Origin of the sequence: Halobacillus salinus, assembly GCF_004684905.1 — a bacterium.
GTDB classification, from domain to species: Bacteria; Bacillota; Bacilli; order Bacillales; family Halobacillaceae; genus Halobacillus; species Halobacillus salinus.
Map to the genome: position 1 here is coordinate 1,885,788 of NZ_SRJC01000001.1, position 23,648 is coordinate 1,909,435.

The following is a 23,648-nucleotide window of genomic DNA, read 5'->3' on the forward strand; positions in this document are numbered from 1 at the left end:
CAGCGACCATCACGGTCGCTGTTTTTTCTATATTTCTTATTTTCTACGCTCGTTCAACTTCCGTAAGATCTCCTGATATTCTTGTTCGAGTTCAGCTTTATCTTCATGAGGGGAAGGAAGGCTGAGGCGGCTAACAATTTCCGTGAGCCTGCTTTCCAGAACCATAGCGTCATATTCCTCTGCTTTTTTCGGTTTCGGTTGCTGCCATTCCTTGAGTGTACCGTCAAAGTCAGTAAGCTGTCCTTGGTCGATAATCCACAGACGATCTGCTATACGGTTAACGAATGTTCTGTCATGACTAACAAACAGAATGGTCCCTGGGTACTCTACCATAAGTGTTTCTAATGCCTCGATAGCACCTAAATCAAGGTGATTCGTCGGTTCATCCAGCACTAAGAGATGGGCCATTCTGGTCAATAACCTTGCAATCGCAAGCTTTACCCGTTCCCCACCACTAAGAACCTGAATTTTCTTGTTCATATCCTCTTCAAAAAAATTCATTCTCCCCAGGATGATTCTTACCTGTGACTCTTCTAGAGGGCTATCCTCGCCAGCATATTCATACACCGTCTTCTTCAAGGGCAACGAATCAAGATTTTGATGAAAATACGCAACATCCATTTTGTCATCCCAACCCTTCTCTCGCATCAGGTATTGGATAAGTGTCGTCTTCCCTGTTCCGTTTCCCCCCAATCAAAGCCAATTTCGCCCCTGTTGGAATGACGGCATGGGGGATATCAAACAGCTTCTTTTCACCAGCATATACAGATTCGTCTCTTAAGGAAGCTATGGTTCTCCGAGCAACAGATTGTGCATGCTGATGGGTCATTTTCACTTGAGACCAATCGAATGGCTTCTCTACTTTCTCCAGCCGATCGATCCTTCGTTCAAGTGTCTTGCTGACTCGTTCCACCTTTTTCTGCTTGGAAGCGGCTTTATTTTTTCCTAGCTGCCATTCTGAATTCCCCATCCGCTTCGGTGGTTTACGCATATGCTTGGATTGATCATTCTTCTTCCTAGCACGTTCTTCTAGTCGCTTCTTCTCTTGGACATACTTCTCGTATTTCTTTTTTTTCTCCAGTCTCTGCTGCTTTTTGGTTTCATCATAGAAAGTGTAATTTCCATCAAACGAGTTCAACCGACCACCCTCAAGCTCCCAAATCTTGTCGCACGTTCGATCTAAAAACGCACGGTCATGCGAAACAATAACATAGGTCGAAAATTCAGCAACCAGTTTCTGTTCAAGGTTTTCGATCTGACGCCAATCAAGATTGTTTGTGGGTTCGTCTAAAAACACTAGAGGAGTACGCTCCTCGAACATCCGATCTAATTGTTGAAGAGTTTTCTCTCCACCGCTCAACCCGTTCTCTTTTCCCGTAGGCAACTGCTCCATCAAGGAAGCTTCCACCCACCAGTCAGTATTCGGTTTTTCTTCAAGCTTCCCCATCAAGTACTCTAGAAGCAATGTTTTTCCTTCTCCATTTCTTCCAACAAGACCAATACGATCCCCTTTATGAATCGATAGATCCTGGATAGAAAAGATCGTCCGGTCTCTAAGAGTGTATTCCACCTCTGTAGCTCTCATATATAACACAAAAAAACCTCCCTGATTACGTTCCAGGCAGGCATAGGTCATCCCGATACTTATCCACTCCGGTCTAGATGGAGGCATAAAGCAATAAAGGTTTATAAAAAGACAGACCAATCCTGTTATCTGAAACGAGTGAATTTAATTCGGCTCGTGAGATCTAACAGAATTAGTACTTCATTGCTCTACACGTCATTCCCTTCTCTTTCAAGTAGTTCTATTATATGATGAAGGTATTGGAAAAAGCAAGAAAAGGAGCGGGTTTGATGGGAAAAGTTGTCTTATATATCGCTCAAAGCTTAGATGGCTACATATGTAGAGAAAACGGGGAGATCGATTGGTTGTGGGATGATGTAGACTACGGGTTCGATTCATTCTTTCAATCCGTAGACACGGTCATACTTGGTAGAAATACATATGAGCAAATCTTTGATTTGACAGAGGAATTCCCCTATCTGTCAAAAGACGTCTATGTTGTGAGCCGCACTCAAGAGGGATCAGATGAATTCGCAACTTTCATTCAGCCAGAGCAAATGGCACCGCTCACTCACATGCTAAAAGAAAATGGTAAGACGAGCTGGATTGTAGGTGGGGCAATGTTGATAGAACAAGCTATCCACGCCGAATTAATTGATGAATATCAGATATTCATTCAACCGACATTAATTGGAAGGGGGATTTCATTATTCAAAGCTAACGAGAAAGAACACTCTTTAACATTGAAAAATGTCCGAACATTTGATGACGGTATGTTAAGCCTAAGCTATACAGTAAACGATTGAAGAAATGTAAATGAAGGAGGTCATTCATTGATACCAAAAAAACTTACAAAAGGCGACGAAGTGAGGGTCATCTCTCCTGCTGAAACCTTATCCATTATTGCACCAGACCAACAGCGGTTGGCAGTCCAGCGACTAGAATCACTAGGACTTCACGTTTCATTCAGTACATACTCAGACGGAGATCCTTCCATCCAAGAACGCGTTCATGACATTCACGAGGCTTTCTCAGATCCAAACGTGAAAGGAATTATCACTACAATCGGCGGATTCAATAGTAACCGACTCCTCCACCACTTGGATTATGAGTTAATCAGGAAAAACCCCAAGATCTTCTGTGGTTTCTCTGATATTACCGTATTATCGAATGCTATTTATAAAAAAACAGGACTCATCACGTACAGCGGTCCACACTTCTCTTCATTCGGTATGAAAAGAGGAATCGAATACACCCTCGAATATTTCGAAAAAGCCTTCATGAATGAGGACCCCTTTGTCATCGAGGCGGCCGATCATTGGAGTAACGACCTCTGGTATATGGACCAGGGAAACCGTACTTTCCACCCTAATGAAGGATGTAAAGTCATACACCCCGGAGAGGCTTCAGGTGTAGTCATTGGAGGGAACCTTTGCACCCTTAACCTATTACAAGGAACACCGTTCATGCCATCACTAGCGGGTAAAATACTCTTTTTGGAAGATGACGAAATGACTTTTCCTGAGACCTTTGACCGTGATCTGCAGTCCTTACTGCATCAGCCTGGTTTTGAAAAAGTAAAAGGACTCGTAATCGGAAAATTCGAGAAGAAATCAGAAATGGACTATGACTCATTGAGAAGAATCATTGATGCGAAAGACGAGTTAGCTTCTATCCCTATTCTTGCAGAAGCAAACTTTGGACATACTACACCAAGGTTCACTTTCCCAATCGGAGGAGAGATATCTATCAAAGCTACGGAGACGGGTAAGTCGCACATTACTGTTTTAAAACATTAAGAAAAGCCCGCATTTTGATACTGCGGGCTTCTTAGCATACTTCTATCGAAAAAAGGTGGTCATTACTACATAGCAATTACTGCTCAATGAGATCATATAGCTTGTAGACCTTTCCATTTTCAATGTCTTTCGGTTGATTGAGTAAGTCCATTAAGACAGCGGCCACTTCTTCAGGAGACCGTAGCGCTCCCTCTTCTTTCAGCTGTTTGAATTTATCCACATCAGCAAAAGCCTCTTTAGAGGACGATCGTATCTCTTGCTGCATATCGGTATCCATCACACCTGGACTGAACGCGAGGATAACATGTCCATTTCCTTCCTGTTCCAAGGCGAGCGTCTTCGTGAAGCTGTTTATAGCGGCCTTTGTACTGCTGTAAACGCTCCAGCCATGAATCGTTTTTTCAGCAGCACCTGAGGTTACATTGATAACCGATAGATGTATTCCCTTCCTATTTGCTTCCTGTAATAGACGATTAACAATTAGAATGGGGGCTGACAGATTCAACTGAATGTGTTTGGTCGTCATTTCTGGATCTAAGTCGCCAACTTTATCGATCGGCTCTATCATACCGGCATTGTTCACGACATATACATAGTGGGTATCTTCATGGAATGCGATCTCTATTGCATCTATTACGGCCTGTTCCAGTTGAGAATGATCAGTCAAATCGGCTGCGATATGGTGATATTCCACTTTACGGTCTTCTGCATGCGTCTTCAAGTCTTCGTTCAGATTCCTAGAGACTCCGATGACATTTACGTTTTTCTCCATAAGTTGTTTAGCAACCGCCTCGCCTAAACCGCGAGAGTCACCTGTGACTATAGCATATTGCATCAGCGATTCTCCTTTTATAACAGTCTCGTTCTCCTTTACATCTGTTTGGGCAACGTTTATGATAAACGGAGCAACCATCGCCAGACAGAAAGGAAAAATCATGAAATACGTTTACTTATTTATCATCTACGTGGTTGGACTTGTGGTGTCGAGTCTTGGTCTTGCGTTAATTATACAATCCGGCCTGGGTGTCGGCCCTGGGGACAGTGTGGCAGTCGGTATTTCGATGCACTTCCCGATTACCGTCGGTAGTGTGATGATCATTGCCTTTATCATATTGTTGCTTGTGAACGCTTGGCTCGAGAAAAAGCGACCGCAATTCGAATCTCTCATTCCCATCATCGTCCGTGGGCGAACAGTCGATTTGTTTTTGTATGGCTGGCTTGAAAATGTGCAGTATGACATGTGGTGGGCTCAATGGGGAATCTTCACCATCGGGCTAGTCGCAACAGCGGTTGGTGTCGCAGTCTATTTAAGAACACCGTTCCCACGTATACCACTAGACCACTTCATGATGATTATGAACCAAAAGACCAATCAGTCGAAAAGTTCTGTTCGCATCTATTCCGAATCAGGTATGGCCTTGATCGGCTTCTTACTAGGTGCACCTGTCGGTTTCGGAACGTTGATCGTCGCTTTGTTACTCGGACCGTTCATCCAACTTTCTTACCAGTGGGCTAGGCCCATTGCAGCTATCTGGGTTGATGCTAAGAGCTTCCCTGATAAGGAAAGCTACCATTCCGAAACGTGACATTGATAACGGATACTATTCCATGAAAAAGCATGAACAAATTTGTTCATGCTTTTATTCTTTCCCCTTGAAGGTGAGCTCTGTCACTCCCGTTTCTTCAAGTTTCTCTCCGATCTGTTCTTCAATTTCCATACGCTTCTCCATCATTTCATCCGTCATCTTACCTTGCGGAGCTCCGAAGCGCTGTACCATCTCTTTATCTGCGAGCTTCTCCACCAGCTTGTCCCAGAAACTGAACTCATCATATTCTTCGACATACGTATCGAGCAACTGCGATTCAAAGTCAATATCCAAATCATGAATACCCAACTGCTCCTGATGGGAAATCAAGTCTTGCAATCCCGCTTCTTTATACTTCGACAAAACAAGCTCTCGGACTTCCTCGAATTCTTCATCCAATTCCATCTTAGTAGAATTCACCATCCATGTACCTAAGAACACGGCTTCTACAAGTTTTTTATATTGTTTATCTGTAAGTTCTAGCTGTACTGATGCCATGAACATCTCCTCCAATCTTTCTATGGAATTATAGCATCTATGATGACTATCCCCAAATTATTTCACAAATAAACGATTGACTTTCTCAGGACTCCTATAAAAAAGAACACCGGAGCAATTCCGATGTTCTAAATAGAAGTTTAATTTGCGCTGAATATGGAGAAGGACTCTGATAATTCCGCATCCTCTTCGTATGCATGCTGTAACTTGCGGGTGATCTCCCCTGGAGTACCATCTGCAATCTTCTGCTGATCCACTTTAATGATTGGCATGACTTCAGCGGTACTACTAGAGAGGAACATTTCATCAGCATATTCCATATCTTTGATTTCGAACGTCTCTTCAACGAATTCAATCCCCAACTGCTTACAGAAATGCTCTACTCTCATCCTTACGCAACCATGAAGAATATTCTTTTTCGCCGGATGTGTGTACACTTTGCCGTCCTTTACAAAATAAGCATTGGAAGAACTGCATTCCGTCACTTCCCCGTCTTTGTGCAGGATGGCCTCAAATGCGCCTTCCTCTCTTGCCGTCTGTTTCGCCAACACGTTCGGAAGTAAGTTAAGGCTCTTGATATAACACCAATCCCAACGTACATCAGGTTGAGTAATAGCGGACACTCCTGTTTTCAAGTTTTCAGAAGGGCGTGACAGGTCCTTCACATAAGCGTATAAGTTTGGCTTAGGCTGTTCCGGGAATGCGTGGTCTCTTGGGGCAGAGCCTCTTGTAATTTGAAGATAAATTTTCGCATCCGTCTTTACATCATTGATTTCCAACAACTCTTGCAAGTACCGATACATATCATCTTTCTGAAATGGAACTACAAGCTTAATCGCTTCGGCTGAGCGGTATAGACGCTCCACATGCTCTTGAATCAAATAATTCTTTCCATTGTAGACCCGGATGACTTCATATATGCCATCTCCAAACTGAAGGCCTCTCTCCTCAAACGGGTATGTGAGTTGACCTTGGTCAACAAAGCCGTCTTCGGTTAACAACTTTTTGTAAATCGTCATCTGGTCTCCTCCTCTAATGCTTCCATCATTAACGTATATCTTATCAGAAAAATTCCTCCGTAGGGAAGCTTAAACAAAACCCATGCTCATTTACCTATGAAAACAAAAACCAAATAGGACTCCGGAGCAGATACTTACCAGGTAAGTGGAACCTTTGTTTCAAATAATGCTTCCTCTACAGGTTCGCCAGACTTAGAAACCGGGTAGAAAAACAGCTCCAAATCCCCTGCCGCTTCCCTACCTTCTTCATCAAAGTTGTAACCTTCTATCTTCACAAATTGGAAGACACTGAAAGTACCGTCCACTTTCCCAGTTGTCTTGCCGTTAAACGTTGTTCCTGATTCATCCACAGCTTTTACGAGAAAAGAAACAACGCCTTTTTCTCTTCTCCAGTCCGTTTCCCTATCCGAAGTCAGTTCATTCCCTTTTCCATACCAAATGCCGAAATACAAATCCCCAGTGGATGGTTCCTCCGTTGGTTCTTCGCTCTCCCTTTCATAAGGTCGATAGTAAAGCTCAGACAACTCTATTCCCGTTCCCTTTACCTTTTGAGACGCTTTTGAAATAGATGCGGGTGGTTCTTCAGGTACTTTGTGGATTGGCAGTTCCTGACCATTTACGAGTGCATTATACTCCCTGTTATCCACATACAAAAAGAAGCCAGCAGCAAGAACAACAAGTAAACCAATTAGTGCGATTTGAACAGCTTTCAACGTATAGTACCCCCCTCTGCTACGGATGGTAAATCTTGAAAATATTATAACAGAATGGAAGAGGTTTTCGGATGAATGAAAACAAATAACTGTCTCTGAACTTTCATCAGAGACAGTCGCACTTTACAGATATTTTTTCTGGACTTTCTTTCCTCCATAGCTGAATACGACATCACGTTGTTCGACTACCGTTTCCATGTGGACATTTCGACCCCAAAGCTGATATAGATATGGAAGAGTCTTCTCTAAGTAACTCACATCAAGCTCCACTTCCTCATAGTGGTGTTTCAAATATAGCTCTCCAGTCTTCATGTAATCTCCATCTTGGACAGTAATGTATGGGAACCCTCCATTAACTCGCATCGTCACGAGCTGATCACGAACAGCTTCATGATCTTTGTCGGTAATTTTGTATTTCTGACCCTGCTTCTGGAATAAATAAAGATCTTCTCTTCTGACAAGCTCTTTGGTTAAATAATTTCGGATGAAACTTTGATCGGACTCTATTTCACGAACTTCAAAAATCTTCTCCCGACCTGACCCCTTCTCGATTCCGTGCCGTTGCATTTCCTCGGTAGGGTTATCATATCTTTCCTCTATATCTTCGAAAATCTTCAACCCTAAATAATATGGGTTCAACTGTGTTTTAGATGGTTGAACTACACTAGCATTAAGCTTAGCAAAATCAATTACTTCATCACTCGTCAGATCCATTTCTCTTAGAATCCTTGCATGCCAGTAAGATGCCCAACCTTCATTCATGATTTTTGTTTCCAACTGTGGCCAGAAATAGAGCATTTCTTCTCTCATCATCGTCAACACATCACGTTGCCAATCTTCTAGCTCCCTACTATGTTCTTCAATAAATAACAAAATATCTTTTTCCGGACGAGGAGGAAACTTCTTCTTCCGCTTCATCTTCGGTGCATCTTCTGAAGAGGACTCTTCCATCTTCCATAAATCATCATATGGTGTAGTCCTTACAGGATCTGTACTTTCTTCCTCATCATCCACCGACCAAGCAAGCTTCGGTCTAACAAGCGACGGGTCGATATGTTCTTGAATGGCAAGTACCGCATCAAGGAACGACTCGACTTCATCTTTTCCATGAACGCGTTCATACTCGGCGACACGCTCGGCTGTCGCTGCCATACTCTCCACCATATCCCGTTTTGTATTCTGAAACCTTGCGTTATTTTTGAAAAAATCACAGTGTGCCAGAACATGAGCCACAATTAGCTTATTTTGAATCAAACTATTCGAATTAAGCAAAAATGCGTAACATGGATTGGAGTTGATGACCAACTCATAGATCTTGCTCAAGCCCAAGTCATATTGGAGCTTCATCTTGTAATATTGTTTACCGAAACTCCAGTGGGAAAAGCGAGTCGGCATTCCATAAGCACCAAACGTGTAAATGATATCATCAGGACAAACTTCGTATCTCATCGGATAAAAATCTAATCCGAAACCTTTGGCAATCTCCGTGATTTCTTCTATAGCATATCTGAGCTTATTCTGATCCTCTGGTTTCAAAGGTGCCCCCTCCTTCGATTTCGTTACCTTACTATATGACAGGACAAGGGCTAACATGAAGAATCAAGGTAAGATCCGTGCCATTATATACTCATCCACCCAGTCTCCCGATACTTTGAGAGAATTCTTCTTGACACCTTCTATCTGAAAGTCGTATTTTTCATAAAGGCCGATTGCCTGTTCATTGTGGGTCATTACCATCAGCTCCAGACGTTTCAACTCTTTTTCTTCAGCCCACTTGATAGCACAATCAAACAAGCTTGAAGCAATCCCCTCTCCTCTGTACTCTTTCTTGACACCTATGACAAGTTTAACAGCGTGACAATTTCGTCTTGCCTGTCCCCCCAAACAAGTTATGTGACCTACAAGTTCCCCATTTCTCATCACTCCGATGATAGTCGAATTCCCCTGTTCTCTGAAGCTTTCGATCATGGCTTTAGCCTGGTTTTCGCTCATCTGTCTTTCTCCAGGTTCAAATAGTAAGAACTCTGATTCTGATTCAAGTTGTTCAAGCAATGTTATGTATAATGATGCTTCTGTTGGTTTTAAGTGTTGCACGCAATTCCCTCCTTGCAAAATGTTTATGTTAAATCATACCAAAAGGAAAGTAATACGTCACTCTCGTTACAGATGCCACCCGAAGATAAATTCTAAGCAAAATGGTAGGTCGAGTAAAAAAAAGCCAACCTTAACGTAAGGCTGGCTTTTCGTCTTGCTTATTTGGCTTCTGGGAATACACGATCGACCATTTGTCCGAATTCCTTGAAGAAACCGCTGACTGGGTCGCCAGCTTTCATGTCATTCACGTAATTATCAGTTAAATCAACGAAATCTGGATTCGTCGAGATATAAACATTGTTAATGTCCTGATCTGTTGATTTAACAGCTTTCGTGATTTTACTCTCGACATCGTCAGACAAATCTTCAGACCCTTTACGATCTTTCATGACAGCTGCAACGTAAGCATTGTCACGTGTTTTCAACACGTAAGCTTTATCTATACCTTTAACATCTTTTTTGATGTTGTCAGCAGCTGCTTTGGCCACCTGGTAGTTCGTGTTTTGAACCATGCCACGATCGTTGTCATATCGGTTGGCACGGTTGCCTTCCTCATACATATCGTCTGCCTTTCGCTCAAAACGGGTATTTTGTACACCTTCGTAGTTCCCGTCCCCTGTACCTGTTTCCTGCTCTGCTTGACAGGCTACTAGGGCTGAAGCCGCTAACAGTGTTACTGCCAATGATTTTAACTTCATGATGGTAATCCCTCCTTAGCAGCTTACTCGTAGTATGTGCTTGCTAAAGGGATTTATTCTCTCCTCAAAGAATGGAATCTGGGAGGCTCCACCATACGAATAGTACTACTGTATAGACGAAGAACATGGCATTTAGAAACATCAAAAATACTGGGAGCAACGCAAATAACCCTTGAATGGCATTGTAACTAATTCGCATCAGAATAATTCCAATTATAGTTAGAATATACAAGCTAACAAACCATATCCAATGGAAATTCGTATCTTGATTAATACCAGCGTGATGTCCCACCACATAGACAATCCATGGAACAAAAAAGCTGAGAATAGCTATCGGAATATATTTCTGGTCACTTTTTATGTAGTACAGCGAAATCATAGCACTTATGATTGTTAATCCTCCCAGTATTTCACTAATCAACACCATGGTACTATGTGCCGATTCACTTTGAGCTGTTGCAAAGCTTGAGATAATAAACAGTACAGTTCCGATCACTAGCCCTACATTAACATAAAGCAGTTGTTTCTCATTCATCCCACAAAACTCCCTTCAAGGTCAAAACAACTAAGTCAATCATTTCCATACCATCATATCAAAAATTTTATCATTGATGGGAGAAAAACACAGATTACGTCTACTTTCCCAAAACTGTGACGAAATTTCTGATTCACATGGATGGAAGTCGGAGATAATAAGACCATTCCTTTGAACATGCGTAAGCCATCGCTTCAGCTGATATAAAGGATGTGTACCCCATGAATAACCTTGATTATGACAAAGCCCTGCATTATATGATTTGGGGGCAATGGGACGACTTACTCGTTCTTATGGTGCGTACCAAAGACAATTTTCTTTCCAAGAAAATTGAGGTTTTCTTACACGCATGCTACTACCCTGTAAGTGAAGTGGATATGTTAAAGTCACATGAGAGTCTGCTGCACTATATCGACCACGCACAAGATACAGCTGATGTTGAGCTGTTCATATAAGGAAAGAACCACTCCGTCGAAGGAGTGGTTCTTTTTTATGTCCGCTCAGGTTTTATTTCCTGTTTGAATTGATAAGTCAAATCGAACAAGTCTCTGCGGCGGTCTCTTAACTGCCTGACAGTACCTGATTTCCTTTGGCGTCTCAACACTTCCAGGTCGACATCCCCGACCACGACAGACTCGACATTGGCATTGCACTCGCCGACAATCCCATCACGAGCAAACTCGAAATCGGATGGCGTGAAAATGCCGGATTGGGCATACTGAATATCCATATTTTCTACTTGTGTCAGATTGCCGACAGTCCCTGCTAATACTGTGTACACTTGGTTTTCAACAGCCCTTGCCTGGGCACAATAACGCACACGCAAGTAGCCCTGTCGATCGTCCGTACAGAAAGGAACGAAAATGATATTGGCTCCTTGATCTACAGCATAACGAGAAAGTTCCGGGAATTGGATGTCATAGCAGATTTGAATTGCAATCTTTCCGCAATCCGTATCAAATACTTTTACAGCGTCTCCGGGCTGAATTCCCCACCAAGTTCGTTCATTCGGTGTTACATGAATCTTATACTGCTTTTCGATCGTTCCATCTCGCCTGAACAGGTAAGAAATATTGTAGATATTATCATCTTCTTCTACAAAATGGGACCCCCCAATGATATTGACATTGTACTTAACCGCTAACTGAGTAAACATACCGATATAATCTTCCGTGAACTCAGATAGCCTCCGTACAGCTCTTGAAGGGACTTTCTCATCCAGGAATGACATGAGTTGTGTAGTGAAAATTTCAGGAAACACGACAAAGTCTGTTTTATAATCTGCAGCAACGTCTACGTAATATTCACATTGCTTATGGAATTCCTCAAACGAGTCGATATTCTTCATCATGTATTGGACCACCATGATACGAACAGGGTTACTCGTTTTGAAATGTCGTTTCGTACGAGCCCTGTAGTCAATATTATTCCATTCCATAAGTGTTGCGTATTTCGAAGACATCTTATCATCCGGGAGATAATTAGGGTTGATCCGCATCACACTGAATCCATTAATAATTTGGAAAGTTAATACTGGGTCATAAATGTTTTGATTACGTACTTCTTCCACGTATTCTCTTGGGGTCATCTCATCCTCATGCTTATGATAATTAGGAATCCTTCCTCCAATAATGATGCTCTTTAAGTTCAATTCGCGGGCGAGTTCTTTCCTTGCCTCATACAACCGTCTACCTATCTTCATCCCACGAAATTCAGGATGTACCATTACCTCTATACCATATAAATTGTATCCATCCGGATCATGATTCGTTATATACCCTTCATCCGTAATGTCATCCCAAGTATGCTTATCATCGTATTCATCAAAATTGACGATTAAGCTAGAGCAACTCCCGATAATATCTCCGTCGTATTCTACTACAAACTGACCTTCTGGGAACAGAGTGAGATGGCTCTCCAGATGCTCTCTTTTCCATGGATCCATATCCGGAAAACAAGACTTCTGCAGCTCAAAGATCTGTTCTATATCCTTTTCTTGCATGTTCCGTACAATCATCTTCTTTTCAAATTGGGTTAAATCAAGTTTTGACATAGAGAAACTCTCCTTATGAATGCAATCGTTTACACAATCGTACTGAAAAGGCTCAGCAATTGTCTAGTTTTTAATAGGCTGAAAATGAAATGTATGAATTGAATCACTTCAAATCTTGGTTTACTATAAGGTGAGAAGAGGTGTAGCCTATGAATGGATTTGAAAGGCGAAAAGAAAGAAAAAAGCAAAACATATTGCAGGCAGCGTTGCAGCTGTTCAGCGAATATGGGGTACAAAAGGTAAGTATTCAAGAAATCGCCCAACAGGCCGAAGTCTCACAGGTAACAATCTATAATTATTTTGGAAGTAAAGATCAACTGTTATACCGAACCGTCGAAATGCTCGTTAGGGACCGTATCGAACAAAGTTCTTCCATCATAGACGATGATTCAATGAGCTTTCAAGAAAAGATAAAGCTGATCATTACGAATAAAAAACAGGATTTGCTCAAATTCAACTCAGAATTCCTTCAGTCTGTTGTCTCTGACCAACCAGACATTCAGAAGTTACTTTCCACTATTACAGAAAAAGAGTCTGTACCTATGTTGATGAGATTGGTTAAGCAAGGAAAAGCGGAGGGTTCTATTCACCCTGACCTCTCGTTTGAGACAATCATGTTCTTTGTGGAAATGTACTATAAGGGGTTCGAAGCCATGCCTGAGAACAATCAGCAATCGCTATCGTTACTCGGCGAGGAACTTCTTCATATATTTTTCTATGGCATTATGGGTGGCATGGACGAGCAGATTCATGAACAAAATAATAACCCACTTAGAAAATAACGTCTAGAAGAAATTCTAGACGTTATTCTTTCATCAGCGTAAGTTTTGGACATACCAGCTCAGCGCTTTGTTTATCGGACTATTGAAAAGTTTCTCTCTCCAGTACAAATCAGCCGTTTGTGTTACTACATTATTCTTAGCAGGGTAAGGGTGAACGATGTTCGAGATCGACTGGAACTTCTTATTCAGCGCCTGAACCGTGCCGACCTCCTGCATCCATTCACCGGCACCGTCCCCAATAGCATGTGCTCCTACAATTTTACCACTACTGGTTGTCAGTACTTTCACCAGTCCTTCTTTATGTTGCTCAGCCATGAACCTGTCGTTGTGCTCAAGCTTGGTCTTGAAGGTCATAAGAGAATCACCATACACACTTCTCGCATCTTGTTCGGTCATCCCTAGGTGATAGATCTCAGGGTCCGTATAGACCACCCATGGCACCTTCGTATAGGACACTTTTCTAGAAAGGCCAAACACTGCATTTGAAACAGCTATTTTCCCTTCCATGCCTGCAACATGTGTAAATGGCATGGAACCATTGCAATCGCCTACCGCATACACTTGTCGTTTATTGGTTCTGAGGCTTTTGTCCACCGCAATGAATCCTTTCTTGTCCGTATCAATACCAGCTGCTTCTAAGTTCAAACCACCCGTGTTCGGCGTTCTCCCTGTAGCTACTAGTACTTGTTCCGCAGCAATCTGACTACTCTGACCATCCTTCGTATAATGAATGGTCGCACCATTTTCTCCACGTTCCACTTTATCAACGACAGCATTAGTCATCAGATGAACGCTGGATGATATTAAGTGAGAAGCGGTGGAAGCAATTTCTTCATCTTCTTTCGAAAGGATCCGTTCTGCCCCTTCCAATACGGTCACCTCTACTCCTAAGCGCGCCATCGCCTGAGAGAGCTCTAGTCCGATGATTCCGCCACCGATCACGGCGAGTGACTGAGGACGCTTCTTTAGTGAAAAGATGGATTCATTGGTGATATAGTCAATGGAATCCATACCTTCGATTGGAGGTACTAGAGGAGAGGAGCCTGTGGAGATGATGATTCGCTTTGCAGTAATCGTCTGATCTCCCACCTTGAGTGTATGTTCATCTTCAAATGCCGCTTCCGCTTCATAGATATCAATCCCTAAGTTGATAAATCTCTCTTTTGAATCGTGATTTTGTACGTCTTGAACTGCAGTTTGAACCCTTTTCATTGTCGACTCAAATAATTGATCATACTCTTGGTCATTTAGAGTTGAAATCTCATTAGCTTGATACACTTCTTTAGCACCTTGGATGAGGGCTTTAGATGGCATGCAGCCATAATGAAGGCAATCTCCGCCAAGTTGACTCTTTCGTTCGATCAAAGCAACTTTCGCTCCGAAACTGGCGGCCCCGGCAGCAACCGTCAAGCCACCAGAACCACCACCTATTACTGCTATTTGATAGTCGAAGCTCATTGTCCTACACCTTCTACTTCCTTATTCTTATACTTAGCAGCGATATCTTCCATACGTTTCCTGTTCACCCCGAAGTCGGAGTAACCTACTCTTGAAGCAGAGCGAAAGTGAACCACTTGTTGGTCCTCATCAAAATAGAATTCCACATCATCTTTAAAACGCATAATTTTAGACTTCACTACCGCATGCATATAATGTTCTGAGTCATCCTCTATTGTGGTGCGTTCCATATCACTCAGTATTTCTTTCACTTTCTGTTTTGTTTCCATTAAACCTCCGTCAAAAGGAAGAGGTTCCATTTGTTTGTCTTGGTCGCTTGTCTGTGTGGATACACAGTTTGGAGAACTAGGGCATTCCCCTAACTTCCCATTCTTCACTCCAATATGTTGGTTCGACATCATTATTCCTCCTTACATAGACACTACCTATATATTCACTAAAACGGCAATAAAAAAACACCCCCAAGACCTGGGAGTGTGAAATCACCTTAATGGTTGTTACCCTTATTACCTTTTTCGTGACCTTTTTCTTTTCCCTCACCTTTTTTATCTTTTTCCGTTCGGGGCTTGTCTTTGTCATGCTGTTTGTCACGATTATGTTTGTTTTTTTCCTTGCTTTTGCCTTTACCTTTGTCTTCATCATTGTTTTTAGGCTTAGATTTTTCTTTATTATTTTTGCTATCGTTTTGCTTGTGATTCTTATTGGATTTTTTCTTTTCACCCTTTTCACGGGCATCCTCTTTATCTTTGGATGAGCTTTCAGACTGATTTTTCTTTTCTCGATTTGAATTGTCTTTCCACTCTTCCGACTTGCCATTCTCCAATTTGATATCCGGCTTAGTATCCCCGGACTTATGAATCCACTGGTTATCTGCATTAGAAGGAAGATTCGCAGGTTTTTGTTCTTCTATGTTATCTCGCGATTCGCTCTCTGATGTTTCAGATGATGGATCTTCCGTAGTGGACTGATCTGCAATGTTACCGGAGGAGTCTTCGTTGTAAAAAGATTGAATAATAGCTCGATCGTCCTCTTTCGGCACCTGCTCAGCATCTGTGGACTGATCCATATTTTCTGCATAAAGCTTATTAGCCGAAGCACCTGTTTTTTCTGCTTCTTGTCGAATTCTATCTGGTATATCAAATGTTGCGATAGCGAGGTCTAGTTCTTCTGTAGATAAGTAAGATTCCAACTGATTGGATAAGTCACCCGGTTCTCCAGACTTCACGTAACTGACACCTATTAAAACCTGGTTCTTTTCATTTACTAGTCCCTGCTCCTGACTCAATTGGATCAGTTGAAGCGTGACCTCGGAGGCATCTTTCTTTTTCCACTTACTGAGTAATGGGATAAGCTTTTCTGCGTCTTCGTTCTGAGGGATGATCGAAATAACTTCCATATGGTCATTCAGTTCCATCTTTACGCTAGGATTGATGTCTAAATTCACATAAGCATATGCCTGATTACTGCCGTACCATGAGAAAATCGGAAATGCTGTCAGCAAAAATATAAGAGCTGCCACAGCCATTTTCATCCTGTTATCCCGGACCATTTTACCAAAGAAGAACCGTTTCTCTGCAAGGGCTGTAAACTGCACCTCCATTCCTACTTCAGCATTTTCCAGGCGCTCTGCACGGTGAAATTGACCATCATTTGTCATGACAATCATATAATTATTATTTTGTTCCATTACGATACCTTTTCTCACAAACCCACCCCCTTCAGGTAGTCTTTGAGATATACGTAATCCCCATGAAAGATGAGTATTAGGGCAATAATGAATTTACGGTTTCGCTCCAGTGTCTTTTTGCTTACTTCTACACGGTCGACTAAATCTTTGATCGGCAGTCTGCCTTTACTAAGAACTTGCTCGCGTAGATCTTCATGCTCATAGACAACTCTCGCCACTTGGACTGCAGATTCTCTGGCATCTCTATGCTTTGGAGAGGAGTCTATCAAGTCTTCGAAAGAAAGCTTGAATTGCCCTAGTTGCTGCTTGAATTCACGAATCTCTTCCTGTCGATGCCACGATTCAGTTTCTAATTGGAAACGATCTTTCGCAGCTCTAACTTCAGAAGGGTTTTCCATCTGTTCTTCCTCGTAATACTCTTCATCTAAGGATGCGACAGTAGGATGTTTCTGTTCATTTCGTATATAATCGATTACTTTACGTTTGATAACCAAACGGGCAAACGATAAAAAGGAGCTTCCTTTGTCAACAGAATAGGCGTGAATCGCTTCATCAAATGCTAGTAAGCCAATACTGAATTCATCATCTTTTGTAGGGTCGATATATCTCTTACATACTTCAGAGACACTCTTGGCGATAAAAGGTTGATATTGCTTTAAAATTTCGTTTCTAACGATGTCGTCTCCTCGTTTTGCTTGTTCAACTTGATCATCAAGGGAGGGACTCTTCTTAGAGAATAGATGTTTAATCAACCTTCATCACCTCCAGCCATTAAATATTTTCGGTGGTTTCACGTCGTTTTTGGGTGTCTTAAACAAATATATTTCAATTGTATTACATTGTTGTTTCAGCCAAGCACTCTGAAGGGGGTGGTTTGTGAGCCTTGTACCGAACTATTGTACTGAAAAATGTAGCAAATGGTCTACCACAGAGGAGTTACAATTTATTAAATATACATTTCAAAGATATAGACTTTCGTTCGATACAGCGACCATTCCATTCCAAATATGCCCCTCATTGTATACAACAAGGACTTTAAAACTAAGTCTATAAGACCACAAAAAGGTGCTCAGCATAAGCTGATGCACCTTTTTACTGTTGTTCATAATAGTAATCAATCGGCACAGCTAACCCTACACGACCTTCTGTCTCATCGTTAAGCGTAGCATAGACAACTCCAATCACTTCCCCATGTTCGTTAATGACAGGGCTGCCAGAATTCCCTTTATAAATCGGCGCATCTAACATCAACACGGGGCCTTCCCAGCCAGTTAACTGGCGATAGCCAATGACGTTTCCTTGATTGGCTATGCCTGTGAACCTGAGCGGGTTACCTATGAAGAATATGTGCTCACCCGGTTCCGCATTCGTTTGTTCCGCGAGAGGTAGATGAGGTAGACCTTCTCCGTCCGTTTCTAATACTGCTAGATCAATTTCTGGATACTCTTCAACCACTTCAGCTTTATAAAGTCCATCATCAGGAAAGCCTACAGCAATCCTCTTTTCACCCTCTATGACATGGTGATTGGTGATGATTGTTCCTTCACTAGAAATAGAAAACCCAGTTCCTTTGCTTCGGCCAGCCTCTACAACAACAACCGATTTCTTATAAGAACTGATTTCATCATCCGTGGAAAGCTTTGCAGATGTGACAAGAAAGTCAATGGCAGGAATACTGAACGTATTCGGCAACACCGCGATGACGTTTCCGACCATCATCGCGGCAATCAGCCAAAAAATCCACCGAGGAAATGGTCTTTTTGTTTTTTGCTGTTCTTTTTCTATACGTGCTCTTTCTAGAGCCTTTCTCTTCTCTTCTTGAACCAACTCATATAGTTCTTCTTCATCGATTTCTTCATATAAGTCTTTATCAATTATGTCTTGCTCATAATCTTTACGATCGCTCAATGGCTGTCACCCCACGATTACACCACTACTTCATTCGAGGCCCCCTGCTGCATCTGATACATGTGGAAGTACTGCCCCTTATAATCAATGAGTTCCTGGTGTGTACCTTGTTCTACCATTGTACCATGATTAAGCACAAAAATTTGGTCAGCCGTTTGTATGGTCGACAATCGGTGAGCGATGACAAGGGTAGTTCGACCTTTCTTGAGAACTTCTAAAGCCTGTTGGATCAGTTGTTCTGTTTCTGTATCGATATTCGCCGTCGCTTCATCCAAGATCAGTATGGAGGGATTGAAAGCCAATGCGCGGGCAAAGGATATCAATTGACGTTCCCCCATCGATAAGGAGTCCCCTTTTTCTTTCAATGGAGAATCATACTTATCTGGTAGTTTTTCTATGAATCGATCTGCTCCGACAGCTTTCAATGCATCCATCGCCATTTCCCGGGAAATACGTTCATCATTCATCGTTACATTCGACAGAATTGTGCCAGTAAAGATGAACGGATCCTGAAGGACGATCCCCATGTGACTTCTTACTTGCTGTCTGGACCAATTTCTTGTGGATTGACCGTCAATCGTAATTTCCCCTTTCTGGGGATCGTAAAAACGGAAAAGCAGATTCATGATAGAACTTTTCCCAGACCCAGTATGACCGACGAAAGCAGCGGTTTGACCGGGTTGGACGTCAAAGGAAATGTTCTTCAACACATAGTCATCCTTTTCGTACGCAAAGGATACGTCGTCAAAAGTAACATGACCTTCATATCGGGAAATTGCTTTATTCTCTACCGTTTCCCCTTTCTCATCCAATAGGTGGAATACTCGCCCTGCAGACACCCTCGCTTCCTCTAATTGTGGAAGTTGGTTTACGAGATCTGTTATCGGCTGGAACAATCGGTTCAAATAATCGACAAAGGCATAAAGCAATCCGACCGTGACGACACTCTCCATTCCGATTGACTGGGCACCGAAATACCAAAGCAAGGCGACAAATGCTATGTTCCGCATTACATTAACTAAATTCCACGAAGTCAGCGCGCTCAACCGAATTAACTTACGTTGGAACGTGAAATGTGTTTTATTCAGTTTTTCAAATTGTTCAGACGTCTGCTTCTCCTGTCTGAACGCTTGAATGATTGACATTCCTTGTATTGCCTCATTTATATTTCCGTTCATATCGCTGACTGTGGACCGGACCACTCGGTTGTATTTTCCGCCCAGATGCTTATACACGCGCATCCAAACAAATAATACCGGGATAACAAGTGTGCAGAGTAACGCCAGCTTCACATCTAACAAGAACAATGCTACGTATATGCCAAGCATGTAGAAGAAGCTCGTCACGAATGTTGCTAATACCTTCACATACAATTCACGAATCGCTTCTGTATCATTCGTAATTCGCGCCACTACTTTACCAGCCGGTTGATTGACAAAATATTGGATCGGTAGTCGCTGAATATGTGCAAACAGATCGTTCCTCATCTTCTTGATAATTTGATTGGATGTCTTCTGTAGGGTGAAGGTATGGGCAAACTGAAATACGGAAGCAATCAATAACAGGGCAACATAAATCCCAAGTAGCCAGTAAATAGACGGAACTTCAGGTTTGAAAAATTGATACAGTTGCCCGAGTGATAGTTCCTGTGCCTCTGCATTGATTGTTTCGGACGGAGCATTTATCGTCATTACACCGTCTTCAACGGACCTTGCTCCTGTAGTAGGTACTTGTTCCGGGACGAAATAGTATGTGCGGTTCACTTGTAAGATTGTCGCAGTACTTAAGGTATCATCTGTCTCTTCTAAGCGGTCCTCTCTTTTGTAATAGGCGCCCTGATACCCTACCGTGTAATCATCCCCATCCGCCACTTCATACCATTGGTTCTCAATTCCGACGATATGCTGGTCGATCAGCCGTTTGGCTATAAACGGACCGGTCAATTCGAGTGACACGGCAATCACTAGACATACTAATCCAATGAGAATGGATTTCTTAAAGCCTAAGGCATAATCTAATAATCGGCGTTCCGTGGTTTTCGATTTCATCCCTTCACCTCCCCGTCTTCCAGTTGCTGATGTTCATATTGTGTTTGATACCAACCGCCCATTTTCACCAGTTGGTCATGTGTACCTTCCTCTTCGATTTTCCCTTCATTGAGTACAATGATGTGATCTGCATGAGTGACAGCGGAAAGACGGTGTGCAGCAATGAAGGTGGTTTTACCCTTTCTCACTTTGCGCAAATGTTGGATAATGGCTGCTTCTGTCTTACCGTCAACAGCTGACATAGCATCGTCCAGCAATAGAATTTCAGGGTCCATAATGAAAGCACGAGCTATGGCCACACGCTGCTTCTGACCTCCTGAAAGTGTCACACCGCTTTCTCCCACTTTCGTATCGAGGCCATTCGGCAGGTGCTTGATATCCTCCAAGAAATGAGCGAGCTTCAGCACTTCGTAAATCTCTTCATCCGTTGCATCTGCTTTACCGAACTGAATATTCTCACGAACTGTCTTTGAGAATAGAATCTGATCCTGAGGGACATACCCGATCCAGGACCTTGTCAGTTCCAGAGGAAGCTGGTCAATATCCACTCCGTTGATCGATACCGATCCATTTCTGCCAGGATACTCTCGTAATAATTGCCTGAAAATCGTTGTTTTGCCTGCTCCTGTTTTACCTACCACCCCAATTGTCATTCCCCTTGAAACGCTTAGGGAGACCTTTTGTAGGCCATGGGTTTCTGCCGTTGGATACTGGAAGGTTGTATCATCAAACACGATTTCATCTGGTCGCTCCACTTGGAGTGGATTAACCGGGTCAAGAACATCTGCTTCGTATCCTAGCGTATCGTTGACACGATCCAACGATGCGTTGCCACGTTGCAATACGTTAATCAACTCTCCTACAGCAAACATTGGCCAGATCAACATCCCTAAATACACATTGAAGGATACCATTTCACCAAGTGTAATAACGTTTTGGAAGACGAGAGCCGCTCCATATCCAAGTCCGATTGTGTAAGACAACCCGACTAGAACCGTAATAGTAGGCTCAAACATAGCGTCCACTTTAGCCACTTCCACATTTTTGTCATATACATCGTGGGTCATTTTCTGGAAGCGACTTTCATCTCTTTCTTCTTGTACGAAGGCCCTTAGAACGCGCACGCCCCGAACAGACTCCAATACATTGTTATTCATTTCCCCGAAAGCTGTCTGCGCCTCTGTGAACCGTTTATGGATGACACCACCGTACTTGTTCATCGCAATCGCCATAATCGGTAAAGGAATCAACGCAGCTAGTGTCAGTTTCCAGCTGATTGTGACTCCCATAACGATGACAATCAATGTCATGAACACAGTGGAGTCCACTAGTGTAAGAATACCGAAGCCAGCTGTCATACTGATCGCTTTCAAATCATTCGTACTCTTGGCCATCAAGTCACCAGTGCGATTCTTCCCGAAAAATGTAGGTGTCATTTTCAAGAAGTGATTCATCAACCTCGACCTCATAGTGCGCTCCATCATCATCGCACCACTGAACAAAGTATAATCCCATAGGTAGGAGATGATATAACTTGCAATAAGTACGCCCCCGTACACCATCAGCAACTGCATCAAACGTTCCTGGGTCATCGTGTTGAATTGGATTTCATCAATCGCCATCCCGATTAATTGCGGGGGGATTAGATCAATCACACTAGCAATGATCAAAGCGATTACAGCAAAAGTGTAACGCTTCCAATATTGCTTGAAAAACCATCTTAATTTCACCAAAACCTGAAACATTCCTTCGTCCTCCTTCTACATCCTCTTATACTGCTAGCCGCTTTCTTTCCAATCATCGTTCCATTCATTTCGCAACACCTTTTTGCTCATAATGCTAAACCCTCCTATACATAATTTATGAAAAGCAGTAAAACTGCTGATCAACAGTAGAAAAGTACAGTTTGTGTTTCAAACAAAAAAGAGCATACGCCTCTAGCGCATGCTCTAACACACAAAAAAGGACACGTATAAACGTGGCCTTTGTACTGATCATTCCATTCCATAACGACCTTGTAGAATTACAAGTATCGTTCAGCCACGACTCGTATGAAATTTTCTTTTTGGAAGAAATGTTTCTTTTTCATTGTCGTGACCTCCTTTGTACATGATTATATATTATATAGTTTTCAAAATTTTTAATCAAGTGTTTATCGGATTTTTCCGAAATAGCCTTCCTAGCTCCAATCTTTTCCTAGCAGAATCACTGCAACTAAAATAAGAATAATAACCGCGATGAAAGTAATCGACAACGGCCTCGAGACGTTGGCTCTCTTTACTTCCTCCCACCTGACAGGACGTATCCCACTTATGGAGAATATAGATGCGGCCGCAAGTAGGATCGACATAACGTTCACGGTAACGAGTAATAATGCTCCATATGCAAGCCCAAAATCCGCATTACCGATAGACATCCCCATCGCAACAGAAGGTGGCAATAAAGCGACGGCTACCATCACACCAACCAAATTTCCCGATAAACGGTTTAAAAAGGCTAGTGCTCCAGCTGCCCCTGAGGCAATCCCTAGGAATATGTCCACGACTGTCACCTTCGTTCGGTCCAAATACTGGTCTGTATCGGTTCCCATATCGAAAAAATAGCCGAATAATATAGAAATGATCAGAACAATAGCTATTCCATATAAAGAAGTTACGATGGACTTTCCCAACATCTTATAATCCCCAAGTATAGATGAGAATGCAATCGCAATCACCGGTCCAATCATCGGAGCAATCACCATCGCTCCAATGACAACCGCTTCACTATCCTTTAAGAACCCGACAGTCGCCACAATTGCAGATAACAATATTAACAATGAATAATTCCATGATATTAGCGAGTTCTTCTCTACCGCATTCAATAGTTCGTGCCTGCTTGCGCGCTTCAACCTCGCTTCTTCTGATTCTTTATCTTCCTCTTTAGAATCTTCATGTAAGGTTTTCTTAGATAAGTACGTTTGGACTGGGAATAATAGAGTCTCGAACCCTTCCACTACATTAGATACTCCCTCTAAATAGTTCAGGATCTCTTCCACTTCACTCGTCTTCACTAATATGCGGACAAGCATACGTTCTTCTGACTCACTCGATGTCCAGTAAGACTGATGTTCGAACTCTTGCAGTTTTTCATTTATGGAATCAAAGTGATGGTCTGGGATGTACACTTCGATCAATTGCAAGTTCAATTCAATGTCCTCCCTTCTA

Annotated in this window: 24 protein-coding genes; 5 read left to right on the top strand and 19 right to left on the bottom strand. The window is 42.4% G+C overall.

Annotated features, from left to right (window positions below; genetic code table 11):
* Positions 1–36: 36 nt before the first annotated feature.
* Together E4663_RS10245 and E4663_RS10250 are read right to left on the bottom strand one after the other, a co-directional pair.
* Positions 37–648: an ATP-binding cassette domain-containing protein gene (locus E4663_RS10245; protein WP_135327483.1), complete on the bottom strand. Its 612-nt coding sequence runs from the start codon at positions 646–648 to the stop codon at positions 37–39.
* On the bottom strand, positions 626–1,585 hold the full coding sequence (locus tag E4663_RS10250; RefSeq protein WP_421803627.1) for an ATP-binding cassette domain-containing protein: 960 nt from the start codon (positions 1,583–1,585) through the stop codon (positions 626–628). The genes E4663_RS10245 and E4663_RS10250 overlap by 23 nt, the downstream gene beginning before the upstream one ends.
* A 269-nt stretch (positions 1,586–1,854) precedes the next feature.
* On the opposite strand from E4663_RS10250, the gene E4663_RS10255 reads away from it, so the two are divergent.
* On the top strand, positions 1,855–2,370 hold the full coding sequence (locus E4663_RS10255; RefSeq protein ID WP_135327485.1) for a dihydrofolate reductase family protein: 516 nt from the start codon (positions 1,855–1,857) through the stop codon (positions 2,368–2,370).
* Between the two features lie 27 nt (positions 2,371–2,397).
* Positions 2,398–3,363 carry a S66 family peptidase gene (locus tag E4663_RS10260; RefSeq protein WP_135327486.1) on the top strand — a complete coding sequence of 322 codons (966 nt, stop codon included), beginning with the start codon at positions 2,398–2,400 and terminating at the stop codon, positions 3,361–3,363.
* Between the two features lie 76 nt (positions 3,364–3,439).
* Here E4663_RS10260 and E4663_RS10265 read toward each other — a convergent pair whose 3' ends face one another.
* Positions 3,440–4,198 (bottom strand): (S)-benzoin forming benzil reductase, encoded by a 759-nt coding sequence (locus E4663_RS10265; protein ID WP_135327487.1) that lies wholly within the window; start codon positions 4,196–4,198, stop codon positions 3,440–3,442.
* Between the two features lie 100 nt (positions 4,199–4,298).
* Here E4663_RS10265 and E4663_RS10270 point away from each other — a divergent pair, with 100 nt between their 5' ends.
* Positions 4,299–4,949, top strand: a complete 651-nt coding sequence (locus E4663_RS10270; protein ID WP_079480933.1) for a YczE/YyaS/YitT family protein — start codon at positions 4,299–4,301, stop codon at positions 4,947–4,949.
* 54 nt (positions 4,950–5,003) lie between these two features.
* Here the strand turns inward: E4663_RS10270 and E4663_RS10275 are convergent, their stop codons facing one another.
* From E4663_RS10275 to E4663_RS10305, 7 genes are all read right to left on the bottom strand, one after another.
* Positions 5,004–5,447, bottom strand: coding sequence for a hypothetical protein (locus E4663_RS10275; protein WP_079480758.1), 444 nt, complete (start codon positions 5,445–5,447; stop codon positions 5,004–5,006).
* 140 nt (positions 5,448–5,587) lie between these two features.
* Complete coding sequence (gene dat, locus E4663_RS10280) at positions 5,588–6,466, bottom strand: D-amino-acid transaminase (protein ID WP_135327488.1); 879 nt, start codon at positions 6,464–6,466, stop codon at positions 5,588–5,590.
* Positions 6,467–6,600: 134 nt separating this feature from the next.
* Positions 6,601–7,179 (bottom strand): hypothetical protein, encoded by a 579-nt coding sequence (locus E4663_RS10285; RefSeq protein ID WP_135327489.1) that lies wholly within the window; start codon positions 7,177–7,179, stop codon positions 6,601–6,603.
* Between the two features lie 123 nt (positions 7,180–7,302).
* A complete protein-coding gene (locus E4663_RS10290) occupies positions 7,303–8,715 on the bottom strand; it encodes a SpoVR family protein (protein WP_135327490.1) in 1,413 nt (470 codons plus the stop codon).
* Positions 8,716–8,778: 63 nt separating this feature from the next.
* On the bottom strand, positions 8,779–9,273 hold the full coding sequence (locus tag E4663_RS10295) for a GNAT family N-acetyltransferase (RefSeq protein WP_135327491.1): 495 nt from the start codon (positions 9,271–9,273) through the stop codon (positions 8,779–8,781).
* Positions 9,274–9,431: 158 nt separating this feature from the next.
* A complete protein-coding gene (locus E4663_RS10300) occupies positions 9,432–9,971 on the bottom strand; it encodes a YhcN/YlaJ family sporulation lipoprotein (protein WP_135327492.1) in 540 nt (179 codons plus the stop codon).
* A 64-nt stretch (positions 9,972–10,035) separates the two neighbouring features.
* Entirely contained in the window at positions 10,036–10,506 is a 471-nt protein-coding gene (locus E4663_RS10305; protein ID WP_135327493.1) for a hypothetical protein, read from the bottom strand.
* 221 nt (positions 10,507–10,727) lie between these two features.
* On the opposite strand from E4663_RS10305, the gene E4663_RS10310 reads away from it, so the two are divergent.
* On the top strand, positions 10,728–10,961 hold the full coding sequence (locus E4663_RS10310) for a YhdB family protein (protein ID WP_079480765.1): 234 nt from the start codon (positions 10,728–10,730) through the stop codon (positions 10,959–10,961).
* 35 nt (positions 10,962–10,996) lie between these two features.
* On the opposite strand, the gene E4663_RS10315 is transcribed toward E4663_RS10310, so the two are convergent.
* Entirely contained in the window at positions 10,997–12,559 is a 1,563-nt protein-coding gene (locus E4663_RS10315) for a GNAT family N-acetyltransferase (protein WP_135327494.1), read from the bottom strand.
* A gap of 149 nt (positions 12,560–12,708) precedes the next feature.
* On the opposite strand from E4663_RS10315, the gene E4663_RS10320 reads away from it, so the two are divergent.
* The gene (locus tag E4663_RS10320) at positions 12,709–13,341 is read left to right on the top strand and encodes a TetR/AcrR family transcriptional regulator (RefSeq protein ID WP_135327495.1); all 633 of its coding nucleotides are present in this window, start codon (positions 12,709–12,711) and stop codon (positions 13,339–13,341) included.
* 33 nt (positions 13,342–13,374) lie between these two features.
* Here the strand turns inward: E4663_RS10320 and E4663_RS10325 are convergent, their stop codons facing one another.
* The 8 genes from E4663_RS10325 to E4663_RS10360 form a co-directional block, all read right to left on the bottom strand.
* Entirely contained in the window at positions 13,375–14,799 is a 1,425-nt protein-coding gene (locus E4663_RS10325) for a dihydrolipoyl dehydrogenase family protein (protein WP_135327496.1), read from the bottom strand.
* Positions 14,796–15,197, bottom strand: coding sequence for a DUF1499 domain-containing protein (locus tag E4663_RS10330; RefSeq protein WP_079480769.1), 402 nt, complete (start codon positions 15,195–15,197; stop codon positions 14,796–14,798). Before E4663_RS10330 ends, E4663_RS10325 begins: the two co-directional genes overlap by 4 nt.
* An 89-nt stretch (positions 15,198–15,286) precedes the next feature.
* Complete coding sequence (locus E4663_RS10335) at positions 15,287–16,504, bottom strand: anti-sigma factor domain-containing protein (RefSeq protein WP_135327497.1); 1,218 nt, start codon at positions 16,502–16,504, stop codon at positions 15,287–15,289.
* Positions 16,501–17,238, bottom strand: coding sequence for an RNA polymerase sigma factor SigI (gene sigI, locus E4663_RS10340; protein WP_135327498.1), 738 nt, complete (start codon positions 17,236–17,238; stop codon positions 16,501–16,503). The genes E4663_RS10335 and sigI overlap by 4 nt, the downstream gene beginning before the upstream one ends.
* Positions 17,239–17,578: 340 nt before the next feature.
* Positions 17,579–18,394 carry a S1C family serine protease gene (locus E4663_RS10345; RefSeq protein ID WP_135327499.1) on the bottom strand — a complete coding sequence of 272 codons (816 nt, stop codon included), beginning with the start codon at positions 18,392–18,394 and terminating at the stop codon, positions 17,579–17,581.
* Between the two features lie 17 nt (positions 18,395–18,411).
* Entirely contained in the window at positions 18,412–20,442 is a 2,031-nt protein-coding gene (locus E4663_RS10350; protein ID WP_135327500.1) for an ABC transporter ATP-binding protein, read from the bottom strand.
* Positions 20,439–22,187 carry an ABC transporter ATP-binding protein gene (locus tag E4663_RS10355; protein WP_079480774.1) on the bottom strand — a complete coding sequence of 583 codons (1,749 nt, stop codon included), beginning with the start codon at positions 22,185–22,187 and terminating at the stop codon, positions 20,439–20,441. Before E4663_RS10355 ends, E4663_RS10350 begins: the two co-directional genes overlap by 4 nt.
* Positions 22,188–22,621: 434 nt before the next feature.
* Complete coding sequence (locus E4663_RS10360) at positions 22,622–23,629, bottom strand: TIGR00341 family protein (protein ID WP_135327501.1); 1,008 nt, start codon at positions 23,627–23,629, stop codon at positions 22,622–22,624.
* Positions 23,630–23,648 lie beyond the last annotated feature (19 nt).